This is a genomic window from Pseudomonas sp. B111 (assembly GCF_026428275.1).
In the GTDB taxonomy this organism is placed as follows: domain Bacteria; phylum Pseudomonadota; class Gammaproteobacteria; order Pseudomonadales; family Pseudomonadaceae; genus Pseudomonas; species Pseudomonas aeruginosa.
Genome location: NZ_CP097857.1, coordinates 4,444,704 through 4,461,817 on the forward strand (window position 1 = coordinate 4,444,704; position 17,114 = coordinate 4,461,817).

Below are 17,114 nucleotides of genomic sequence, written 5' to 3' on the forward strand. Positions count from 1 at the left end.
CTTGCACAAGCGATTCGCCGCCCTCGCGGCCCCCCTGCTCTACCTTGCCTGCGCGAGCGCGCAGGCCGACACCATGCGTTGCGGCAGTGCGCTGGTCAGCGTCGGCGACCGGGCCTTCGAAGTACAGCAAAAGTGCGGCGATCCGGATCACCGCGACGACGTCGGCTATACCCTGGGCAGCTACGATCGGCGGGAATTCAAGGTCGAGGAGTGGGTGTACGGCCCGCGCAACGGCGTGACCTACATCCTGACCTTCGAAGCCAACAAGCTGAAACGCATCGAGTTCAAGCGTTGAATCGCTCGCTTCCGCGCACCGGGCTGGTGGCGCTGCTGTCCCTGCTGCCATTGACACATGCGCAGGCCGATTCGCTGCGTTGCGGCAGCCGCCTGGTTAGCACCGGCGACAGCAGCGCCGACGTCCTTTCGCGCTGCGGTGAGCCACGCAGCCGCGACAGCCTGGGTTATCGCGAGGTCGTCGGGGAATGGGGCAAGCGCTACGAGGTCGAGGTCCAGGAATGGATCTATGGCCCATGGAACGGCATGCTGTATTTCGTCCGTTTCGAGGGCAACCGCCTCAGCGCCATCCAGAGCCGGCGCGGCGACTGAATCCAGCGCCCATGAAAAAGCCCCGCCGGGCAATCTATCCCGGCGGGGCTTCTTTCTACCTGCTCACAGGCGGTCGCTGAAGTCGCGAACTTCCTGTTCAGCCCTTTCCTTGGACCAGCCATAGCGTTCCTGCAGCTTGCCGACCAGGTATTCGGCATGTCCGTCGGCAGCCTGGAGATCGTCGTCGGTCAGATCGCCCCAACGTTCCTTGATCTTGCCGGTGAGTTGCTTCCACTTACCTTTGATCACATCGGAATTCATCGGTCTTCCTCCTGGTGACGAGGGAAAAGGGGTCGTTCGGCCCGGGCGCTTACTCGACCGATTTCAGGCCATCGGCGGAAACGGCTTTCACGCCCTTGATGCCCTTGGCGGTCTCGATCGCCAGGTCACGCTCGGCATCGCTCTTCACGTTGCCGGAAAGGGAAACCACACCTTTGTTGGTCTCGACCTTGATATCGACGCCACTGACATTCTTGTTGGCGATCAGGCTGGATTTCACCTTGCTGGTGATCCAGGTATCGGAAACCGCTTCTTCGGTTTTCTGCATAGTGTCGTTGGCCGCCAGGCTGATGGGCTGGGCAGCGAACGCATTGGCCATCGAGAAGCTCAGAGCAGTGGCAGTAGCAGCGGCAATAGCGAGTTTGCTGAATTTCATTGCGGTTTCTCCTATGGATTTCGAAAAACTGCAGCCATTCCTGGCGTCAGTTGCATAGTAGATATCGCAAGCGCTGTGCCAGTTTTTCTCTAAAATAAAATCCTTTAAAAACAATAAGTTAAAAAATAGGCTGGAAGCGAGACGGTTGCAGAATGCCGAATTGGCGATGACAGGGCTTGCAAAATGCAAGGATTCGCCCCCTTCGCCGAGAAGCGTGTCGCGGAAACGAAAACAGGGCCCGAGGGCCCTGTTTTCATCGATCACGACTCGACTTACACGCCGGAAGCTTCGGCGGCAGCCACGTCCTTGATCGACAGCTTGATGCGGCCACGGTTGTCCACGTCGAGCACCAGGACCTTCACTTCCTGGCCTTCCTGCAGCACGTCGGTGACCTTGTCGATGCGCTTGTCGCTGATCTGCGAGATGTGCACCAGGCCGTCCTTGCCCGGCAGGATGTTGACGAAGGCACCGAAGTCGACGATGCGCTCCACCTTGCCGACATAGATCTTGCCGATCTCGGCTTCCGCGGTGATCGCCAGGACGCGCAGCTTGGCGGCCTCGGCGGCTTCCTTGGTTTCGCCGTAGATCTTCACGCTGCCATCGTCCTCGATGTCGATCGAGGCCTTGGTCTCTTCGCAGATACCACGGATGGTCGCGCCGCCCTTGCCGATGACGTCGCGGATCTTGTCCGAGTCGATCTTCATCTGCAGCATGGTCGGGGCGTTCTCGGACAGCTCGGCGCGCGGCTTGGCGATGACCTGGTTCATCTGGCCGAGGATGTTCAGGCGAGCTTCCAGGGCCTGGCCCAGGGCGATCTCCATGATCTCTTCGGTGATACCGTTGATCTTGATGTCCATCTGCAGGGCGGTGACGCCCTTGTCGGTACCGGCAACCTTGAAGTCCATGTCGCCCAGGTGGTCTTCATCACCGAGGATGTCGGTCAGGACGGCGAACTTCTCGCCTTCCTTGACCAGGCCCATGGCGATACCGGCGACCGGCGCCTTGACCGGCACACCGGCATCCATCAGCGCCAGGGAGGCGCCGCACACGGAGGCCATCGAGCTGGAACCGTTGGACTCGGTGATCTCGGAAACCACGCGAATGGTGTAGGGGAACTCGTCCTGGGTCGGCAGCATGGCAGCGACGCCACGACGGGCCAGACGGCCATGGCCGATTTCACGACGACCCGGGCTGCCCATGCGGCCGCACTCGCCTACCGAGAAGGGCGGGAAGTTGTAGTGCAGCATGAAGGCGTCCTTGCGCTCGCCTTCCAGGGTATCCAGCAACTGGGCATCGCGCGCGGTGCCGAGGGTCGCGACGACCAGGGCCTGGGTTTCGCCACGGGTGAACAGCGCGGAACCGTGGGTCTTGCCGAGCACGCCGACTTCGATGCGCAGCGGACGCACGGTACGGGTGTCACGACCGTCGATACGCGGCTTGCCGTTGACGATGTTCTCGCGAACGGTGCGGTATTCCAGCAGGCCGAATACGTCCTTGACCTCGGAAGCCGGGAACTTGCCCTCTTCCTCGCCGGCGAACAGGGCCACGGCCTGGTCGCGCAGCTCGCCCAGACGGTTGTAGCGGTCCTGCTTGATGGTGATGGTATAGGCTTGGGAGATCGCTTCGCCCAGCTCTGCCTTGATGGCGTTGACCAGCACGGTGTTTTCCGCCGGGGCTTTCCAGTCCCAGGCCGGCTTGCCAGCTTCGGCGGCCAGCTCCTTGACGGCACGGATCACCGCCTGGAACTCGTCGTGGGCGAACAGCACGGCACCGAGCATCTGGTCTTCGGTCAGTTCGTCGGCCTCGGACTCCACCATCAGCACGGCGTCTTCGGTACCGGCCACGACCATGTCGAGGCTGGAACTCTGCAGTTGCTCGTAGGTGGGGTTGAGGATGTAGCCGATTTCCGGATGGAAACCGACGCGGGCGGCGCCGATCGGGCCGGCGAACGGAATGCCGGAGATCGCCAGGGCGGCGGAGGTACCGATCATCGCGGCGATGTCCGGATCGGACTTCTTGTTGGTGGAAACGACGGTGCAGACGACCTGCACTTCATTCATGAAACCTTCGGGGAACAGCGGACGGATCGGACGGTCGATCAGGCGCGAGGTCAGGGTTTCCTTCTCGGAAGGACGTCCTTCACGCTTGAAGAAACCGCCGGGGATACGGCCTGCGGCGTAGGTCTTTTCCTGGTAGTGCACGGACAGCGGGAAGAAGTCGCGGCCTTCGGCCGGCGACTTGGCGCCGACCACGGTGACCAGCACGCTGACGTCGTCCATGGTGACCAGTACGGCGCCGGTGGCCTGGCGAGCGATACGGCCGGTCTCGAGAGTGACGGTCGACTGACCGAACTGGAATTGCTTGGTTACCGGGTTCACGGTGTCTTTACCTTCTATGTTGCCTTGGGGGAAATCGGTGGAATGCCGGGAGTCGGACCCGAATCGATTCCTAGAAAGCGCGAAGCTGGAAGCCCGACGCCGATACCCGCCTCGTGTGCGGGTATCGACGCCAGACTTCCAGCTCCTTGCTTCAAGCTGCCGACCGGCGTCGCTTAGCGACGCAGACCCAGACGGCCGATCAGGGCAGTGTAGCGAGACACGTCTTTGCCCTTCAGGTAGTCCAGCAGCTTACGGCGCTGGTTAACCATACGGATCAGACCACGGCGGGAATGGTGATCCTTGCCGTTGGCCTTGAAGTGATCCTGCAGCTTGTTGATGTTGGCGGACAGCAGGGCTACCTGCACTTCCGGGGAACCGGTGTCGCCTTCAGCTTGCTTGTATTCGTTAACGATCTGCGCTTTTTCTTCAACGCTCAGTGCCATGATGGGCTTCCTCTGAGTGAACAGGCCGGGAATCGCTTCCCGTGTTTTAAAAGGAGGAATGACCGTGCCTGCTGACAGCCACCCTCGTATCGGTCTTATGACCGAATCAGTCGACGCGGGGCGATACGCCCGTCGTCGGTCACTTCACCGATACCGATGAAACGACCTGTGTGATCCTGCACCCGCAACCAGCCGAACTTCGGCGCTTCCGGGGCCCGCACCGGCTGCCCGTGCAGCCAGTAGTACGCACTGTGCTCGGACAACTGCAACACCGGCCAATGCAACAGGCCGCTGTCTTCCGGCATCAGGAATTGGTCCAGCGCTTCCGGACCACCTTCGGCATGCACGCGTTCGAGCGTCTCGAGGGTGATCGCCTGGGCCAGGGCGAACGGCCCGGCCTGGGTCCGCCGCAGTGCCGCGACGTGCGCGCCGCAGCCCAGGACCTGGCCAAGATCTTCCACCAGCGTACGCACGTAGGTGCCTTTGCTGCAGGAAACGGCCAGGGTCGCACAGGGCGGCTCGAAAGAGAGCAAATCCAGGCGCGTAATAGTAACAGAACGCGCCTCGCGCTCCACTACCTCTCCTGCACGGGCGAGCTTGTACAGCGGCTGTCCGTCTTTCTTCAGCGCCGAGTACATCGGCGGCACCTGCTCTATGTCGCCACGGAAGCGCGGCAGGGCCTGTTCGAGATCGTCCCGACCGACGGTCACGTCCCGCTCGGCGAGCAGTTCGCCCTCGGCGTCGCCGGTGGTGGTGGTGATGCCCATGCGCATCACCGTCTCGTAACCCTTGTCGGCATCGAGAAGATACTGGGAGAACTTGGTCGCCTCGCCGAAGCACAGCGGCAGCACCCCGGTGGCCAGCGGGTCGAGGCTGCCGGTGTGGCCGGCCTTCTCGGCATTGAGCAGCCAGCGGACTTTCTGCAGTGCCTGGTTGGAACTCATGCCGCGAGGCTTGTCGAGCACCAGGATGCCGCTGATGGAGCGGCGGATACGCTTCACCTGGGCCACGCTCAGTCCTCGGTCTCGTCGCCGTGGCGGCGGCCGTCTTCGGCCACCGCACGTTCGATCAGCGCGGACAGCTCGGCGCCGCGGCGGATGCTTTCGTCGTAGTGGAAATGCAGTTGCGGCACGCTGCGCAGCTTCATCGACTTGCCCAGCAACATGCGCAGGTAGCCGGCGGCGTCGTTGAGGATTTCCATGTTCAGGGCGATCTTGCCGGCATCGTCCTGGCCCATGACGGTGATGAACACCTTGGCGTGCGCCACGTCGCGGCTGACCTCGACACCGGTGATGGTGACCAGGCCCAGGCGCGGGTCCTTGATCTCGCGCTGGATCAGTTGAGCCAGTTCGCGTTGCATCTGATCGCCGATACGCTGGGTACGGCTGTAGTCTTTTGCCATTTTTCAACCTGCCTCCAGCGACACCCGGCCACTGGAAAAAAAAGCGACAAACGCCCGGGACAGCTGGAAGCCGGCCCGGGCGCTGTGGTTACGCACTCGCCATCAAAGGCTGCGTGCGACTTCGACCTTCTCGAACACTTCGATCTTGTCGCCGACCTTGACGTCGTTGTAGCTCTTCACGCCGATGCCGCACTCCATGCCGGCACGCACTTCGGCGACGTCGTCCTTGAAGCGACGGAGAGACTCCAGCTCGCCTTCGAAGATGACCACGTCGTCGCGCAGTACGCGGATCGGACGGTTGCGGTGCACCATGCCCTCGGTGACCATGCAGCCGGCGATCGCGCCGAACTTCGGCGAGCGGAACACGTCGCGCACCTCGGCGATGCCCAGGATGTTCTCCCGCAGATCGCTGCCGAGCATGCCGGTCAGGGCCTTCTTGACGTCCTCGATGATGTCGTAGATCACGTTGTAGTAACGCATATCCAGACCTTCGGCTTCGACGATCTTGCGCGCGCCGGCGTCGGCGCGCACGTTGAAGCCGAACAGCACCGCGTTGGAAGCCAGCGCCAGGTTGGCGTCGGACTCGGTGATGCCACCGACGCCGCCACCGACCACGCGGACCTGCACTTCGTCGTTGCCCAGGCCGCTGAGCGAGCCTTGCAGAGCCTCGAGCGAACCGCGCACATCGGCCTTGAGGACGATGTTCAGGGTCTTCTTCTCTTCCTGGCCCATGTTCTCGAAGATGTTTTCCAGCTTGCCGGCATGGGCACGCGCCAGTTTCACCTCACGGAACTTGCCTTGACGGAACAGGGCGACTTCGCGGGCCTTCTTCTCGTCGGCGACCACGGTCATCTCGTCACCGGCATCCGGCGTACCGTCCAGGCCGAGGATCTCGACCGGGATCGACGGGCCGGCTTCCTTGATCGGCTTGCCGTTCTCGTCGAGCATGGCGCGGACACGACCGTAGTTGATGCCGACCAGCACCATGTCGCCCTGGCGCAGGGTACCGTCCTGGACCAGCACGGTGGCCACCGGGCCGCGTCCCTTGTCCAGGCGCGACTCGACCACCACACCACGGCCCGGGGCCGACGGAGTGGCTTTCAGTTCGAGCACTTCTGCCTGCAGCAGGACCGCTTCGAGCAGTTCATCGACGCCAGTACCGAGCTTCGCCGAAACCGGGACGAAGGGAGCGTCGCCGCCCCACTCTTCCGGGATCACGTCGAGAGCGGCCAGGCCGTTCTTGATGTTGTCCGGGTTGGCCTCGGGCTTGTCGATCTTGTTCACCGCGACCACGATCGGCACGCCCGCCGCTTTCGCGTGCTGCACGGCTTCCTGGGTCTGCGGCATGACGCCGTCGTCGGCCGCGACCACCAGGATCACGATGTCGGTCGCCTGGGCGCCACGGGCACGCATCGCGGTGAACGCGGCGTGGCCGGGGGTATCCAGGAAGGTCACCATGCCACGCTCGGTTTCGACGTGGTAGGCACCGATATGCTGGGTGATGCCACCGGCCTCGCCCGCGGCGACCTTGGCGCGACGGATGTAGTCGAGCAGCGAGGTCTTGCCGTGGTCGACGTGGCCCATGACGGTGACGACCGGCGCGCGGGTGACCGCCTCGCCTTCGAACTTCAGGGACTCGGCCAGTTGTTCTTCCAGCGCGTTCTCGCTGACCAGCTTGACCTTGTGGCCCAGCTCTTCGGCGACCAGTTGGGCGGTCTCCTGGTCCAGGACCTGGTTGATGGTCACCGGGGAGCCCATCTTGAACATGAACTTGACGACTTCGGCGCCCTTGACCGACATCTGGGCGGCCAACTCGGCTACGGTGATGGTCTCACCGATGTTCACTTCACGCACGATCGGTCCTGTCGGGTTCTGGAACCCGTGCTGGTTGCGCTTCTTCAGCTTCGACTTGCCACCACGACCGCCGCGACGGTAACCATCGCTTTCCTCGTCGGTGCTGCGTGGAGCCACGCGCGGAGCAGGAACCTTTTCCTTCTCCTTGACCGAGGGACGGTGCTGGGTGTGCTTGCGGTCGCGGCGGTCATCGTCCTCGTCACGCTTGGGCGCGCGGCGCGGCTCTTCCTTCTTGCGTTCTTCCACGGCGGCAGGCTTGGCCACCGGTTCGGCAGCCGCGACATCCGCCACCACGGCAGGCTCGGCACCGGCAGTAGCCGCTGCTTCCTGGGCAGCCTTGGCACGCGCAGCTTCCTCGGCCTTGCGCGCTTCCTCTTCGGCACGCTGGCGGGCAGCGGCCTCTTCGGCCTTCAGACGCTCCGCCTCTTCCGCCGCGCGCTGCTCCTCGAGTTCGCGCTGGCGCTCGGCCTCGATCTCGTCGGGGCTGCGCTTGACATAGGTTTTCTTCTTGCGAACTTCGACGCTCACCGTCTTGCTGCCACCCACTTTCAGCGTGGTAGTGGTCTTGCGTTGCAGGGTGATCTTGCGCGGCTCGCTGGCGCGATCGCCATGGCTGCCTTTCAGGTGGGTCAGCAGGGCTTGCTTCTCACTATCCGTTACAACTTGTTCGGCACTGGTGTGCGGCAGACCTGCGTCACGCATCTGCAGCAGCAGGCGCTCCACCGGTGTGTCGACCACCTGGGCCAGTTCTTTCACCGTGACTTGCGTCATGCACTTCTCTCCTCAGGCCGCGACTGCTTACTCGAACCAATGGGCCCGGGCGGCCATGATCAACTTGCCGGCACGCTCTTCGTCCATGCCGTCGATGTCGAGCAGATCGTCGATCGATTGCTCGGCCAGATCTTCACGGGTGGTTACGCCACGCAGCGCCAGGTCCAGGGCCAGCTCCTTGCTCATGCCATCGAGGCTGAGCAGGTCTTCTGCCGGTTGTGCGTCGGCGAGCTTCTCTTCGGTCGCAATGGCCTTGGTCAGCAGGCGATCCTTGGCACGGGAGCGCAGCTCGTTGACGATGTCTTCGTCGAAGCCATCGATGCTGAGCATCTCTTCCATCGGTACGTAGGCGATTTCCTCAAGAGTCGTGAAGCCCTCTTCCACCAGTACCTGGGCCAGTTCCTCGTCGACATCCAGCTCGTCGACGAAGCGCTGCAGGATATCCCCGGTCTCGGCCTGTTGCTTGGCCTGGATATCCGCCTCGGTCATCACATTCAGGGTCCAGCCGGTCAACTGGCTGGCCAGACGGACGTTCTGGCCACTGCGGCCGATAGCCTGCGCCAGATTGTCCTCGGCGACGGCGATATCCATGGTATGGGTATCCTCGTCGACGATGATCGCCGCCACCTCGGCCGGAGCCATGGCGTTGATCACGAATTGCGCCGGGTTGTCGTCCCACAGGACGATGTCCACCCGCTCTCCACCGATCTCGCCGGATACCGCCTGGACCCGCGAACCGCGCATGCCGATGCAGGCGCCCTGCGGATCGATGCGCTTGTCCTTGGAACGAACGGCGATCTTGGCGCGCGAGCCCGGGTCACGGGCGGCGGCCATCACGTCGATCAACTGCTCGGCGATTTCCGGTACTTCGATGCGGAACAGCTCGATCAGCATTTCCGGCGCGGTACGCGACAGGACCAGCTGAGGACCGCGGTTCTCGGTACGGATCTCCTTCAGCAGGGCACGCACGCGGGTGCCAACGCGGAAGGTCTCGCGCGGAATGATCTGGTCGCGGGCCAGCAGCGCCTCGGCGTTGTTGCCGAGATCGACGATGACGTTGTCGCGGGTGACCTTCTTCACGGTACCGGAAATGATCTCGCCGACCTTCTCGCGGTAGGCATCGACCACCTGGGCGCGCTCGGCCTCGCGGACCTTCTGCACGATGACCTGCTTGGCAGTCTGCGCAGCGATGCGGCCGAACTCGATGGATTCGATCTTTTCTTCGATGACCTCGCCGACCTTCGCGCCCGGCTTCTGCTCCTGGACGTCCTCGACGGTGATCTCGGTGGCGGGGTCCTGGTAGTCCTCGTCGGCGACGACGTGCCAACGACGGAAAGTCTCGTAGCTGCCGTTATGACGATTGATCTCGACGCGCAGGTCGACCTCGTCCTCGAAACGTTTCTTGGTGGCGGTCGCCAGAGCCAGCTCCAGCGCCTCGAAAATCACGCCGGCCGGTACGCCCTTTTCGTTGGATACCGACTCAACAACCAGCAGTACTTCTTTGCTCATTGTACGCCTCGCCTTTCAATCCATTGGATCCGCGGATTCGCGTCTCAATCAAAACGGGGAATGATGTTGGCCTTGTCGATCGAATCGATCGGCAGCAGGTACTCGTGATCGTCCACCAGGACCACCACATCCTGCTCCTCCACACCACGGAGAATGCCTTGGTAGTTACGCCGCCCCTCATAGGGCGAACGCAGCCTGATCTTCACTTGCTCGCCGGCATGCTTGGCGAACTGTTCGAGGGTGAACAGCGGCCGATCCATGCCCGGAGAGGACACCTCCAGGGTGTACTCGCCGCTGATCGGGTCTTCGACGTCGAGAATACCGCTGACCTGCCGACTGACGGCTTCACAGTCATCGATGAGGATGCCTTCGGGGCGGTCGATATAGACGCGCAACACCGAATGACGACCCTGGGAAATGAACTCGACGCCCCAGCACTCATAGCCGAGCGCCTCGACCACAGGGGCCAGCAAGGCCTGCAACTGTTCTAGCTTGCTCGACACCTGATCGCCTCGCGTATGTCGTAGAAACAAAAAATGGGCGAAACGCCCATCCCTAAATTGCCACTCGGAACCGTGGCATGGACTGTCCAGCTAACAAAAAGCCCCTAAAAAGGGGCCCTGAAAAACTGGTTGCGGGGGCTGGATTTGAACCAACGACCTTCGGGTTATGAGCCCGACGAGCTACCAGACTGCTCCACCCCGCGTCAAAGCTGGTGCAAGATTATACGACCGACACCCTGGTGGGTCAACCGAACCTTGCGGAGACAAACCCCGCATGACGGGGCTTGCTTATATGGTACCGAGGAGGGGACTCGAACCCCTACAGCCTATGGCCACTACCACCTCAAGGTAGCGTGTCTACCAATTCCACCACCTCGGCAGAAACCTTTCTCTTACTTCTGTTCAGGAGCCGCCGGTACATCGCCTGCACTTTCCGCAGACTTGGACTGCTCCTGAAGAACCGGCACATCGTCAGCGGCCGGTGCTTTCTCTTGCTTCTGCTCCAGAACTGCCGGATCCGGCAGCCCGATGTGTTGCAGAGCATCAGACTTTTCTTTAGCGAAGTACGCTAAGCCAAGGCTGGTCAAGAAAAAAACCGCTGCCAGTATACCAGTAATCCGACTCAAAAAGGTAGCGGAACCTTGGCTTCCGAAAACAGTTGCCGAAGCACCTGCACCGAAAGAAGCCCCTGCATCCGCACCCTTGCCATGCTGAACGAGGATCAGGCCAACAAGACCCAATGCCATCAGCAGATGCACGACAATTACGACCTTTTCCAGCATCTTCAGCTTCCCGCGGCACGACAGATCGCGCCGAACTCATCCGCATTGAGGGAGGCTCCACCTACCAGCCCCCCATCGATATCCGGCATGCCGAACAACTCGGCTGCACTTGCCGCCTTTACACTGCCGCCGTAAAGGAGTCGCACACCTTTTGCGACCTCGGCATTTTCCGCTGCCAGTTGCGCGCGGATCGCCGCGTGCACTTCCTGGGCTTGCGCGGGGGACGCGGTCAACCCGGTCCCGATCGCCCAGACCGGCTCGTAAGCCACGACTGCGCGAGCAAAAGCTCCAACACCCAACTCGTCGATCACGCTACCCAGCTGCCTTGCGACAACCTCCAGCGTCTTGCCTGCCTCGCGCTCCGCCCGGGTCTCCCCGACACACAGCACCGGCACCAGGCCGCACGACTGAGCCGCAGCAAACTTGCGACTCACAACCTCGTCACTCTCGCCGAGAATCAGGCGACGCTCCGAGTGGCCCACGAGGACCATGCTACAACCGACATCCGCCAACTGACTGGGAGCAGTCTCACCGGTCAGCGCGCCTTGCATCGGCTCGACGGCGCTGTTCTGCGCACCTACATCGATCGCCTTGCCGGCCAGGCCCTGGATGACCTGACTGATGAACAAGCAAGGCGGCATCACAGCTACATCGACTCCGCTCGGCAACGCCAGCTGACGCAAGCCTTTGATCAACTCGGCCACACTGGAATGCGTACCGTGCATTTTCCAGTTACCGGCCACCAAGGGTCGACGCATGCTGTACCTCGCGGGGCAAAGTGGGCGCAGATGTTACTCAACAGTTTCCAGACTGGCAAGCAAAATCAAGCACATACCTCAGAAACAATTTTTGCCAACTGTTCGGCGTGGGCACGAACGCTAGCTTCCTCGTCGCCCTCGACCATCACCCGGACCAACGGCTCTGTGCCGGATTTGCGCAGCAGGACACGACCGCGCCCGCCCATTTGCTCGGTGACGCGGACGCTGGCCTCCTTCACCGAGGGGTGCTCGAGCGGATCGTTTTCGCCCTTGAAGCGCACATTGATCAGCACCTGGGGGCACTTGCGAATCCCCTGGCGCGCCTCGGCCAGGGTCTGGCCGCGATGCTTGAGCGCCATCAGCACCTGTAGCGCCGCGATGATGGCATCGCCCGTCGTGGTGTTCTGGCAGCAGACGATATGCCCCGAATTCTCCCCTCCCAGCATCCAGTTCCGAGCCAGCAGTTCGGCCATCACATAGCGATCGCCGACCTTCGCCCGCACGAACGGGATATGCAGTTCCTGCAAAGCCAGCTCCAGGCCGAGGTTGCTCATCAGGGTGCCGACCACACCACCTTGCAGCCGCCCGCTTTCCTGCAGGTCGCGCGCGATGAGGAAAAGCAGTTCGTCGCCATCCACGACCGCACCGGTATGGTCGACCATCATCACCCGGTCGCCGTCGCCGTCGAAGGCGATGCCGAGGTCGGCATGGTGCTCGACCACCGCAGCCTGCAGGCCATCCAGGTGAGTGGAGCCGCACTTGTCGTTGATATTCAGGCCATTCGGGCTGGCCGCCAGCACCGTCACTTCCGCGCCCAGTTCCCGGAAGACGCTGGGAGCGATCTTGTAGGTAGCGCCGTTGGCGCAGTCGAGCACGACCTTGAGACCGTTGAAGTCGGTGCTGGTCGGCACGCTGCTCTTGCAGAATTCGATGTAGCGCCCCGCCGCGTCATTGATCCGCGAAACCTTGCCGAGACGGGCGGACTCCACCACGGTCATCGGCGCATCGAGCAGTTCCTCGATCATCAGCTCGACGTCGTCCGGCAGCTTGGTCCCCTGCCCGGAGAAGAACTTGATGCCGTTGTCGTCGTGGGGATTGTGCGAAGCGCTGATCACCACCCCGGCCTCGGCGTGGAAAGTCCGCGTCAGGTAGGCGATGCCCGGGGTAGGCATCGGCCCCAGCAACAGGGTGTCGGCGCCGGAAGCGGAGAGCCCGGCCTCGAACGCCGACTCGAACATGTAACCCGAGCTGCGCGTGTCCTTGCCGATCAGGACCCGGCAGTTGCCCTGCCGGCGGAAGGCCATGCCCACCGCCCAGCCCAGCTTGAGAACGAAGTCCGGAGTAATCGGAAACTCGCCAACACGACCACGGATACCGTCAGTCCCGAAGTATTTTCTGCTCATCTTTTGTCTTCCGTGCTCAATCCGCCATTTCAACGGCGGAGATCATTCGCATCACGTCGACGGTCGCCGCCACGTCATGCACTCGAATTATCCGTGCGCCCTTGGCCAGCGCCAGGGCCGCCAGCGCGAGACTGCCGTAGAGGCGTTCGTCCACCTCCCGCCCCAGTACCTTGCCGATCATGCTCTTGCGCGAAACGCCGACCAACAACGGCAGGCCCAGGTCATGGAGCGCCTGCAGATGCCTGAACAGCACCAGGTTGTGCTCCAGTGTCTTGGCAAAACCGAAACCCGGATCCAGTAACAGCCGCTCGCGGTCGATTCCGGCCGCCACGCAGGCATCCACACGTTCCTGCAGGAACGCGCCGACTTCCGCCACCACATCCTGGTAGGCAGGCGCATCCTGCATGGTCTGCGGTTCTCCACGCATGTGCATGAGGCAGACCGCCAGGCCGCTATCCACCGCAGCATCCAGCGCACCGTCGCGCTGCAGCGAACGGACGTCGTTGATCAGACCCGCTCCGAGACGCGCAGTTTCGCGCATGACCGCAGGCGTGGAGGTATCCACCGAAATCACGACGTCCAGCTCGCGGGCGATGCGTTCGACTACCGGAGCGACCCGCTCCAGCTCCTCCGTCGGAGAAACGCTGCGCGCACCGGGACGGGTCGACTCGCCGCCGACGTCGATGAGCGTTGCGCCTTCCCGCACCATGCGCTCGGCATGCCGCAGGGCATCGTCCAGCCGGTCGTAACGGCCGCCGTCGGAAAAGGAATCGGGGGTGACATTGAGGATGCCCATGACATGCGGGCGGGCCAAATCAAGAACCCGACTGCCGCAAGGCAGTCGGGTCGGGTATTGCGGATTGCTCATTCAGGGCTCTCAGTGCTCGCCGGCCGGCCCACCGATGGGAGGGGTGTTCTCGCGGCGGCCCGACTCTTCCAGGTTGGCCGGCGGGGTGCCGGTACCCGAACCACCCTGCCAGTCACGCGGCTCGCGCGGCACGCGACCGGCCATGATGTCGTCGATCTGGTCGGAGTCGATGGTCTCGTACTTCATCAGTGCGTCGGCCATCATCTCCAGCTTGTCGCGGTTCTCGTCGAGCAGTCGCTTGGCGGTACCGTAGCAGTCGTCGATGATGCGCCGGACTTCCTGGTCGATCATCTTGGCGGTCTCGCCCGACACATTGGCGTGCTGGCTGCCGGCGCTACGGCCGAGGAACACCTCGCCCTCCTCCTCCGCGTACATCAGCGGGCCGAGTTTCTCGGACAGACCCCACTTGGTCACCATGTTCCGCGCCAACTGGGTAGCACGCATGATGTCGTTGGAAGCGCCAGTGGTGACGCCTTCGAAGCCGAGGGTCATCTCTTCCGCGATACGGCCGCCGAACAGCGAGCAGATCTGGCTTTCCAGCGCGCGCTTGGACAGGCTGTAGCGATCTTCCTCGGGGAGGAACATGGTCACGCCCAGGGCACGTCCGCGCGGAATGATGGACACCTTGTAGACCGGGTCATGCTCCGGCACCAGGCGACCGACGATGGCGTGGCCGGCCTCGTGGTAGGCGGTGTTGCGCTTCTCCTTCTCGGACATGACCATGGTCTTGCGCTCGGCGCCCATCATGATCTTGTCCTTGGCCAGCTCGAACTCGCGCATGTCGACGATGCGCTTGTTGGAGCGCGCGGCGAACAGCGAGGCCTCGTTGACCAGGTTGGCCAGGTCGGCGCCGGAGAAACCGGGCGTACCGCGGGCGATGACGGCAGGATCGACATGGTCGCCCAGCGGCACCTTGCGCATGTGCACCTTGAGGATCTGTTCGCGCCCGCGGATATCCGGCAAGCCGACCACCACCTGGCGGTCGAAGCGGCCCGGACGCAGCAGCGCCGGGTCCAGAACGTCCGGACGGTTGGTGGCAGCGATGACGATGATGCCATCGTTCATCTCGAAGCCATCCATCTCCACCAGCAACTGGTTGAGGGTCTGCTCGCGCTCGTCGTGACCGCCGCCCAGGCCGGCGCCGCGATGGCGGCCGACGGCGTCGATCTCGTCGATGAAGATGATGCACGGCGCGTGCTTCTTGGCCTGGTCGAACATGTCGCGGACACGGGAGGCGCCCACGCCGACGAACATCTCGACGAAGTCGGAACCGGAAATGGTGAAGAACGGCACCTTGGCTTCGCCGGCGATGGCCTTGGCCAGCAGGGTCTTGCCGGTGCCGGGCGGGCCGACCATCAGCACGCCACGCGGGATACGGCCGCCCAGGCGCTGGAACTTGCCCGGATCGCGAAGGAACTCGACCAGCTCGCTGACCTCCTCCTTGGCCTCGTCGCAGCCGGCGACGTCAGCGAAGGTGGTCTTGACCTGGTCCTCGGACAGCAGGCGCGCCTTGCTCTTGCCGAAGCTCATCGGGCCACCGCGGCCGCCGCCGCCGCCCTGCATCTGGCGCATGAAGAACATGAAGACGGCGATGATCACCAGGATCGGGAAGCTGGCGACCAGCAACTGGGTCCAAATGCTCTGCTGTTCGGGCTGCTTGCCCTCGACCACGACGTTGTTGTTGACCAGGTCGCCGATCAGGCCGTTGTCCTGGATCGCCGGGCGGATGGTCTTGAAGGTATCGCCGTCGCTACGCTTGCCGGTGATGACATAGCCATCCACGGTCACTCGCTCGACCTTGCCATCCTTGACCTGCTGGATGAAGTCCGAGTAGTTCAGCGTCTGTGGCTCGCTCGGGCTCGAGAAATTGTTCATCACGGTCACCAGTACCGCCGCGATGATCAGCCACAGAATCAGATTCTTTGCCATGTCGTTCAATTGACTACCCTCTGAAGCCGGCTCCGTCCTGGAAACCGCTTCACACGACGGCCAGACTCCTTCCGGCCAAAAGTACTACACAAGCGCCCGCGCACGCAGGCGTTGTCTGTAACCCTTTATGAACCCTCGCCCGTCCCGGCACAACAGGTCATCGACCAATAGACAGGCTATAGGGTCAATCATTCCAGTCTATTCCCCGCGAAAGCCGCGTGCGAGCAGATACTGTTCCCGCGAACGATCACGCGACGACAGGGGCTTGCGCATCTGTACCTTGTCGAACATTTCCCGGGCCTGCTTGTGGTACTGGTCGAAACCTTCGCCCTGGAAGATCTTGATCAGGAAATCGCCGCCCGGCCGCAGCACACGGCCGGCCAGGTCCAGCGCCAGTTCGCAGAGATACATGGCGCGCGGCTGGTCGGCGGCCCGCACTCCACTCATATTGGGGGCCATATCGGAAATCACAAGGTCTACCGGATGATCGCCGATCGCCTCGAGGATCCGCGCGAACACCGCGTCCTCGGTGAAGTCGCCCTGGATGAAGGTGACGTCGGGGATGCTGTCCATCTCAAGGATGTCCGAAGCGATCAGCCGGCCACGGTCGCCGATCACCCGGCTGGTGACCTGCGACCACCCGCCCGGCGCGGCGCCCAGGTCGACCACGGTCATGCCCGGACGCAGGATGCGGTCCTTCTCCTGGATCTCCAGCAGCTTGTAGCTGGCACGCGAGCGATAGCCATCGCGCTGGGCCATCTTCACGTAGGGATCGTCGAAATGTTCTTTCAGCCAACGCTGGCTGGTTTTGGAGCGGGCCACGGAATACCTCTTCGGGCACCCCCGGTCGGCGGGGGCAGCATCACTTGGACTAAAACTGGGGTAAAATAGACGACTTTTTCCCAGGGGTCTGATTATGGCGCTCACTCAAGAGCAGAAGAAACAGTTCAAATCTATCGGTCACCACCTGAAACCGGTATTGATCGTAGCCGAGAACGGCTTGACCGAAGGCGTTCTCGCCGAACTCGAGCGCGCACTCAACGATCACGAACTGATCAAGGTGAAACTGGCGCTGGCCGAGCGCGACGATCGCCGCGCCCTGCTCGACGAACTCTGCGCGCAGTCGCGCAGCGACCTGGTGCAAAGCATCGGCAAGATGGCGCTGGTCTATCGGAAGAACCCGAAGCCGAACAAGAATCTCTCGAACATCAGCCGTTTCGCCGGCATCTGATGCCCCATCCAACCAAGGTCGG

18 protein-coding genes and 2 tRNA genes are annotated in these 17,114 nt (G+C 62.7%); 3 read left to right on the top strand and 17 right to left on the bottom strand.

Annotated elements, in window-relative coordinates; translation table 11 throughout:
• The first annotated feature begins 1 nt into the window (after position 1).
• Positions 2 to 295 carry a DUF2845 domain-containing protein gene (locus tag M6E97_RS20650; RefSeq protein ID WP_003100541.1) on the top strand — a complete coding sequence of 98 codons (294 nt, stop codon included), beginning with the start codon at positions 2 to 4 and terminating at the stop codon, positions 293 to 295.
• Positions 292 to 606, top strand: a complete 315-nt coding sequence (locus M6E97_RS20655) for a DUF2845 domain-containing protein (RefSeq protein ID WP_003163439.1) — start codon at positions 292 to 294, stop codon at positions 604 to 606. The genes M6E97_RS20650 and M6E97_RS20655 overlap by 4 nt, the downstream gene beginning before the upstream one ends.
• Before the next feature lie 63 nt (positions 607 to 669).
• Here the strand turns inward: M6E97_RS20655 and M6E97_RS20660 are convergent, their stop codons facing one another.
• The 17 genes from M6E97_RS20660 to rlmE form a co-directional block, all read right to left on the bottom strand.
• Entirely contained in the window at positions 670 to 867 is a 198-nt protein-coding gene (locus tag M6E97_RS20660; protein ID WP_003095174.1) for a CsbD family protein, read from the bottom strand.
• Positions 868 to 916: 49 nt separating this feature from the next.
• Complete coding sequence (locus M6E97_RS20665; RefSeq protein ID WP_003095177.1) at positions 917 to 1,261, bottom strand: BON domain-containing protein; 345 nt, start codon at positions 1,259 to 1,261, stop codon at positions 917 to 919.
• Positions 1,262 to 1,533: 272 nt separating this feature from the next.
• Positions 1,534 to 3,639, bottom strand: a complete 2,106-nt coding sequence (gene pnp / locus M6E97_RS20670) for a polyribonucleotide nucleotidyltransferase (RefSeq protein WP_003095181.1) — start codon at positions 3,637 to 3,639, stop codon at positions 1,534 to 1,536.
• Between the two features lie 173 nt (positions 3,640 to 3,812).
• Positions 3,813 to 4,082, bottom strand: coding sequence for a 30S ribosomal protein S15 (rpsO, locus tag M6E97_RS20675; RefSeq protein WP_003095184.1), 270 nt, complete (start codon positions 4,080 to 4,082; stop codon positions 3,813 to 3,815).
• A 95-nt stretch (positions 4,083 to 4,177) separates the two neighbouring features.
• A complete protein-coding gene (truB, locus tag M6E97_RS20680) occupies positions 4,178 to 5,092 on the bottom strand; it encodes a tRNA pseudouridine(55) synthase TruB (protein ID WP_003100522.1) in 915 nt (304 codons plus the stop codon).
• Positions 5,093 to 5,094: 2 nt separating this feature from the next.
• Positions 5,095 to 5,484 carry a 30S ribosome-binding factor RbfA gene (gene rbfA, locus M6E97_RS20685; RefSeq protein ID WP_003095188.1) on the bottom strand — a complete coding sequence of 130 codons (390 nt, stop codon included), beginning with the start codon at positions 5,482 to 5,484 and terminating at the stop codon, positions 5,095 to 5,097.
• A gap of 102 nt (positions 5,485 to 5,586) precedes the next feature.
• Entirely contained in the window at positions 5,587 to 8,109 is a 2,523-nt protein-coding gene (infB, locus tag M6E97_RS20690; protein ID WP_003100517.1) for a translation initiation factor IF-2, read from the bottom strand.
• A gap of 27 nt (positions 8,110 to 8,136) precedes the next feature.
• Positions 8,137 to 9,618, bottom strand: coding sequence for a transcription termination factor NusA (gene nusA, locus M6E97_RS20695; RefSeq protein ID WP_003095192.1), 1,482 nt, complete (start codon positions 9,616 to 9,618; stop codon positions 8,137 to 8,139).
• A 44-nt stretch (positions 9,619 to 9,662) separates the two neighbouring features.
• The gene (rimP, locus tag M6E97_RS20700; RefSeq protein WP_003095193.1) at positions 9,663 to 10,121 is read right to left on the bottom strand and encodes a ribosome maturation factor RimP; all 459 of its coding nucleotides are present in this window, start codon (positions 10,119 to 10,121) and stop codon (positions 9,663 to 9,665) included.
• Between the two features lie 126 nt (positions 10,122 to 10,247).
• A tRNA-Met gene (locus M6E97_RS20705) sits at positions 10,248 to 10,324 on the bottom strand.
• A gap of 90 nt (positions 10,325 to 10,414) precedes the next feature.
• Positions 10,415 to 10,500: transfer RNA gene (locus tag M6E97_RS20710), tRNA-Leu, on the bottom strand.
• A gap of 13 nt (positions 10,501 to 10,513) precedes the next feature.
• Positions 10,514 to 10,903, bottom strand: coding sequence for a preprotein translocase subunit SecG (gene secG / locus M6E97_RS20715; RefSeq protein WP_024947269.1), 390 nt, complete (start codon positions 10,901 to 10,903; stop codon positions 10,514 to 10,516).
• A 2-nt stretch (positions 10,904 to 10,905) separates the two neighbouring features.
• Positions 10,906 to 11,661 carry a triose-phosphate isomerase gene (tpiA, locus tag M6E97_RS20720; protein WP_003100513.1) on the bottom strand — a complete coding sequence of 252 codons (756 nt, stop codon included), beginning with the start codon at positions 11,659 to 11,661 and terminating at the stop codon, positions 10,906 to 10,908.
• A gap of 65 nt (positions 11,662 to 11,726) precedes the next feature.
• The gene (gene glmM / locus M6E97_RS20725; protein ID WP_003095196.1) at positions 11,727 to 13,064 is read right to left on the bottom strand and encodes a phosphoglucosamine mutase; all 1,338 of its coding nucleotides are present in this window, start codon (positions 13,062 to 13,064) and stop codon (positions 11,727 to 11,729) included.
• Between the two features lie 16 nt (positions 13,065 to 13,080).
• A complete protein-coding gene (gene folP, locus M6E97_RS20730) occupies positions 13,081 to 13,932 on the bottom strand; it encodes a dihydropteroate synthase (RefSeq protein ID WP_003123508.1) in 852 nt (283 codons plus the stop codon).
• 9 nt (positions 13,933 to 13,941) lie between these two features.
• Positions 13,942 to 15,861, bottom strand: a complete 1,920-nt coding sequence (ftsH, locus tag M6E97_RS20735) for an ATP-dependent zinc metalloprotease FtsH (protein WP_003095200.1) — start codon at positions 15,859 to 15,861, stop codon at positions 13,942 to 13,944.
• 198 nt (positions 15,862 to 16,059) lie between these two features.
• Positions 16,060 to 16,683 (bottom strand): 23S rRNA (uridine(2552)-2'-O)-methyltransferase RlmE, encoded by a 624-nt coding sequence (rlmE, locus tag M6E97_RS20740; protein WP_003095202.1) that lies wholly within the window; start codon positions 16,681 to 16,683, stop codon positions 16,060 to 16,062.
• Between the two features lie 94 nt (positions 16,684 to 16,777).
• On the opposite strand from rlmE, the gene yhbY reads away from it, so the two are divergent.
• The gene (gene yhbY / locus M6E97_RS20745) at positions 16,778 to 17,092 is read left to right on the top strand and encodes a ribosome assembly RNA-binding protein YhbY (RefSeq protein ID WP_003095204.1); all 315 of its coding nucleotides are present in this window, start codon (positions 16,778 to 16,780) and stop codon (positions 17,090 to 17,092) included.
• The last annotated feature ends 22 nt before the right edge of the window (positions 17,093 to 17,114 follow it).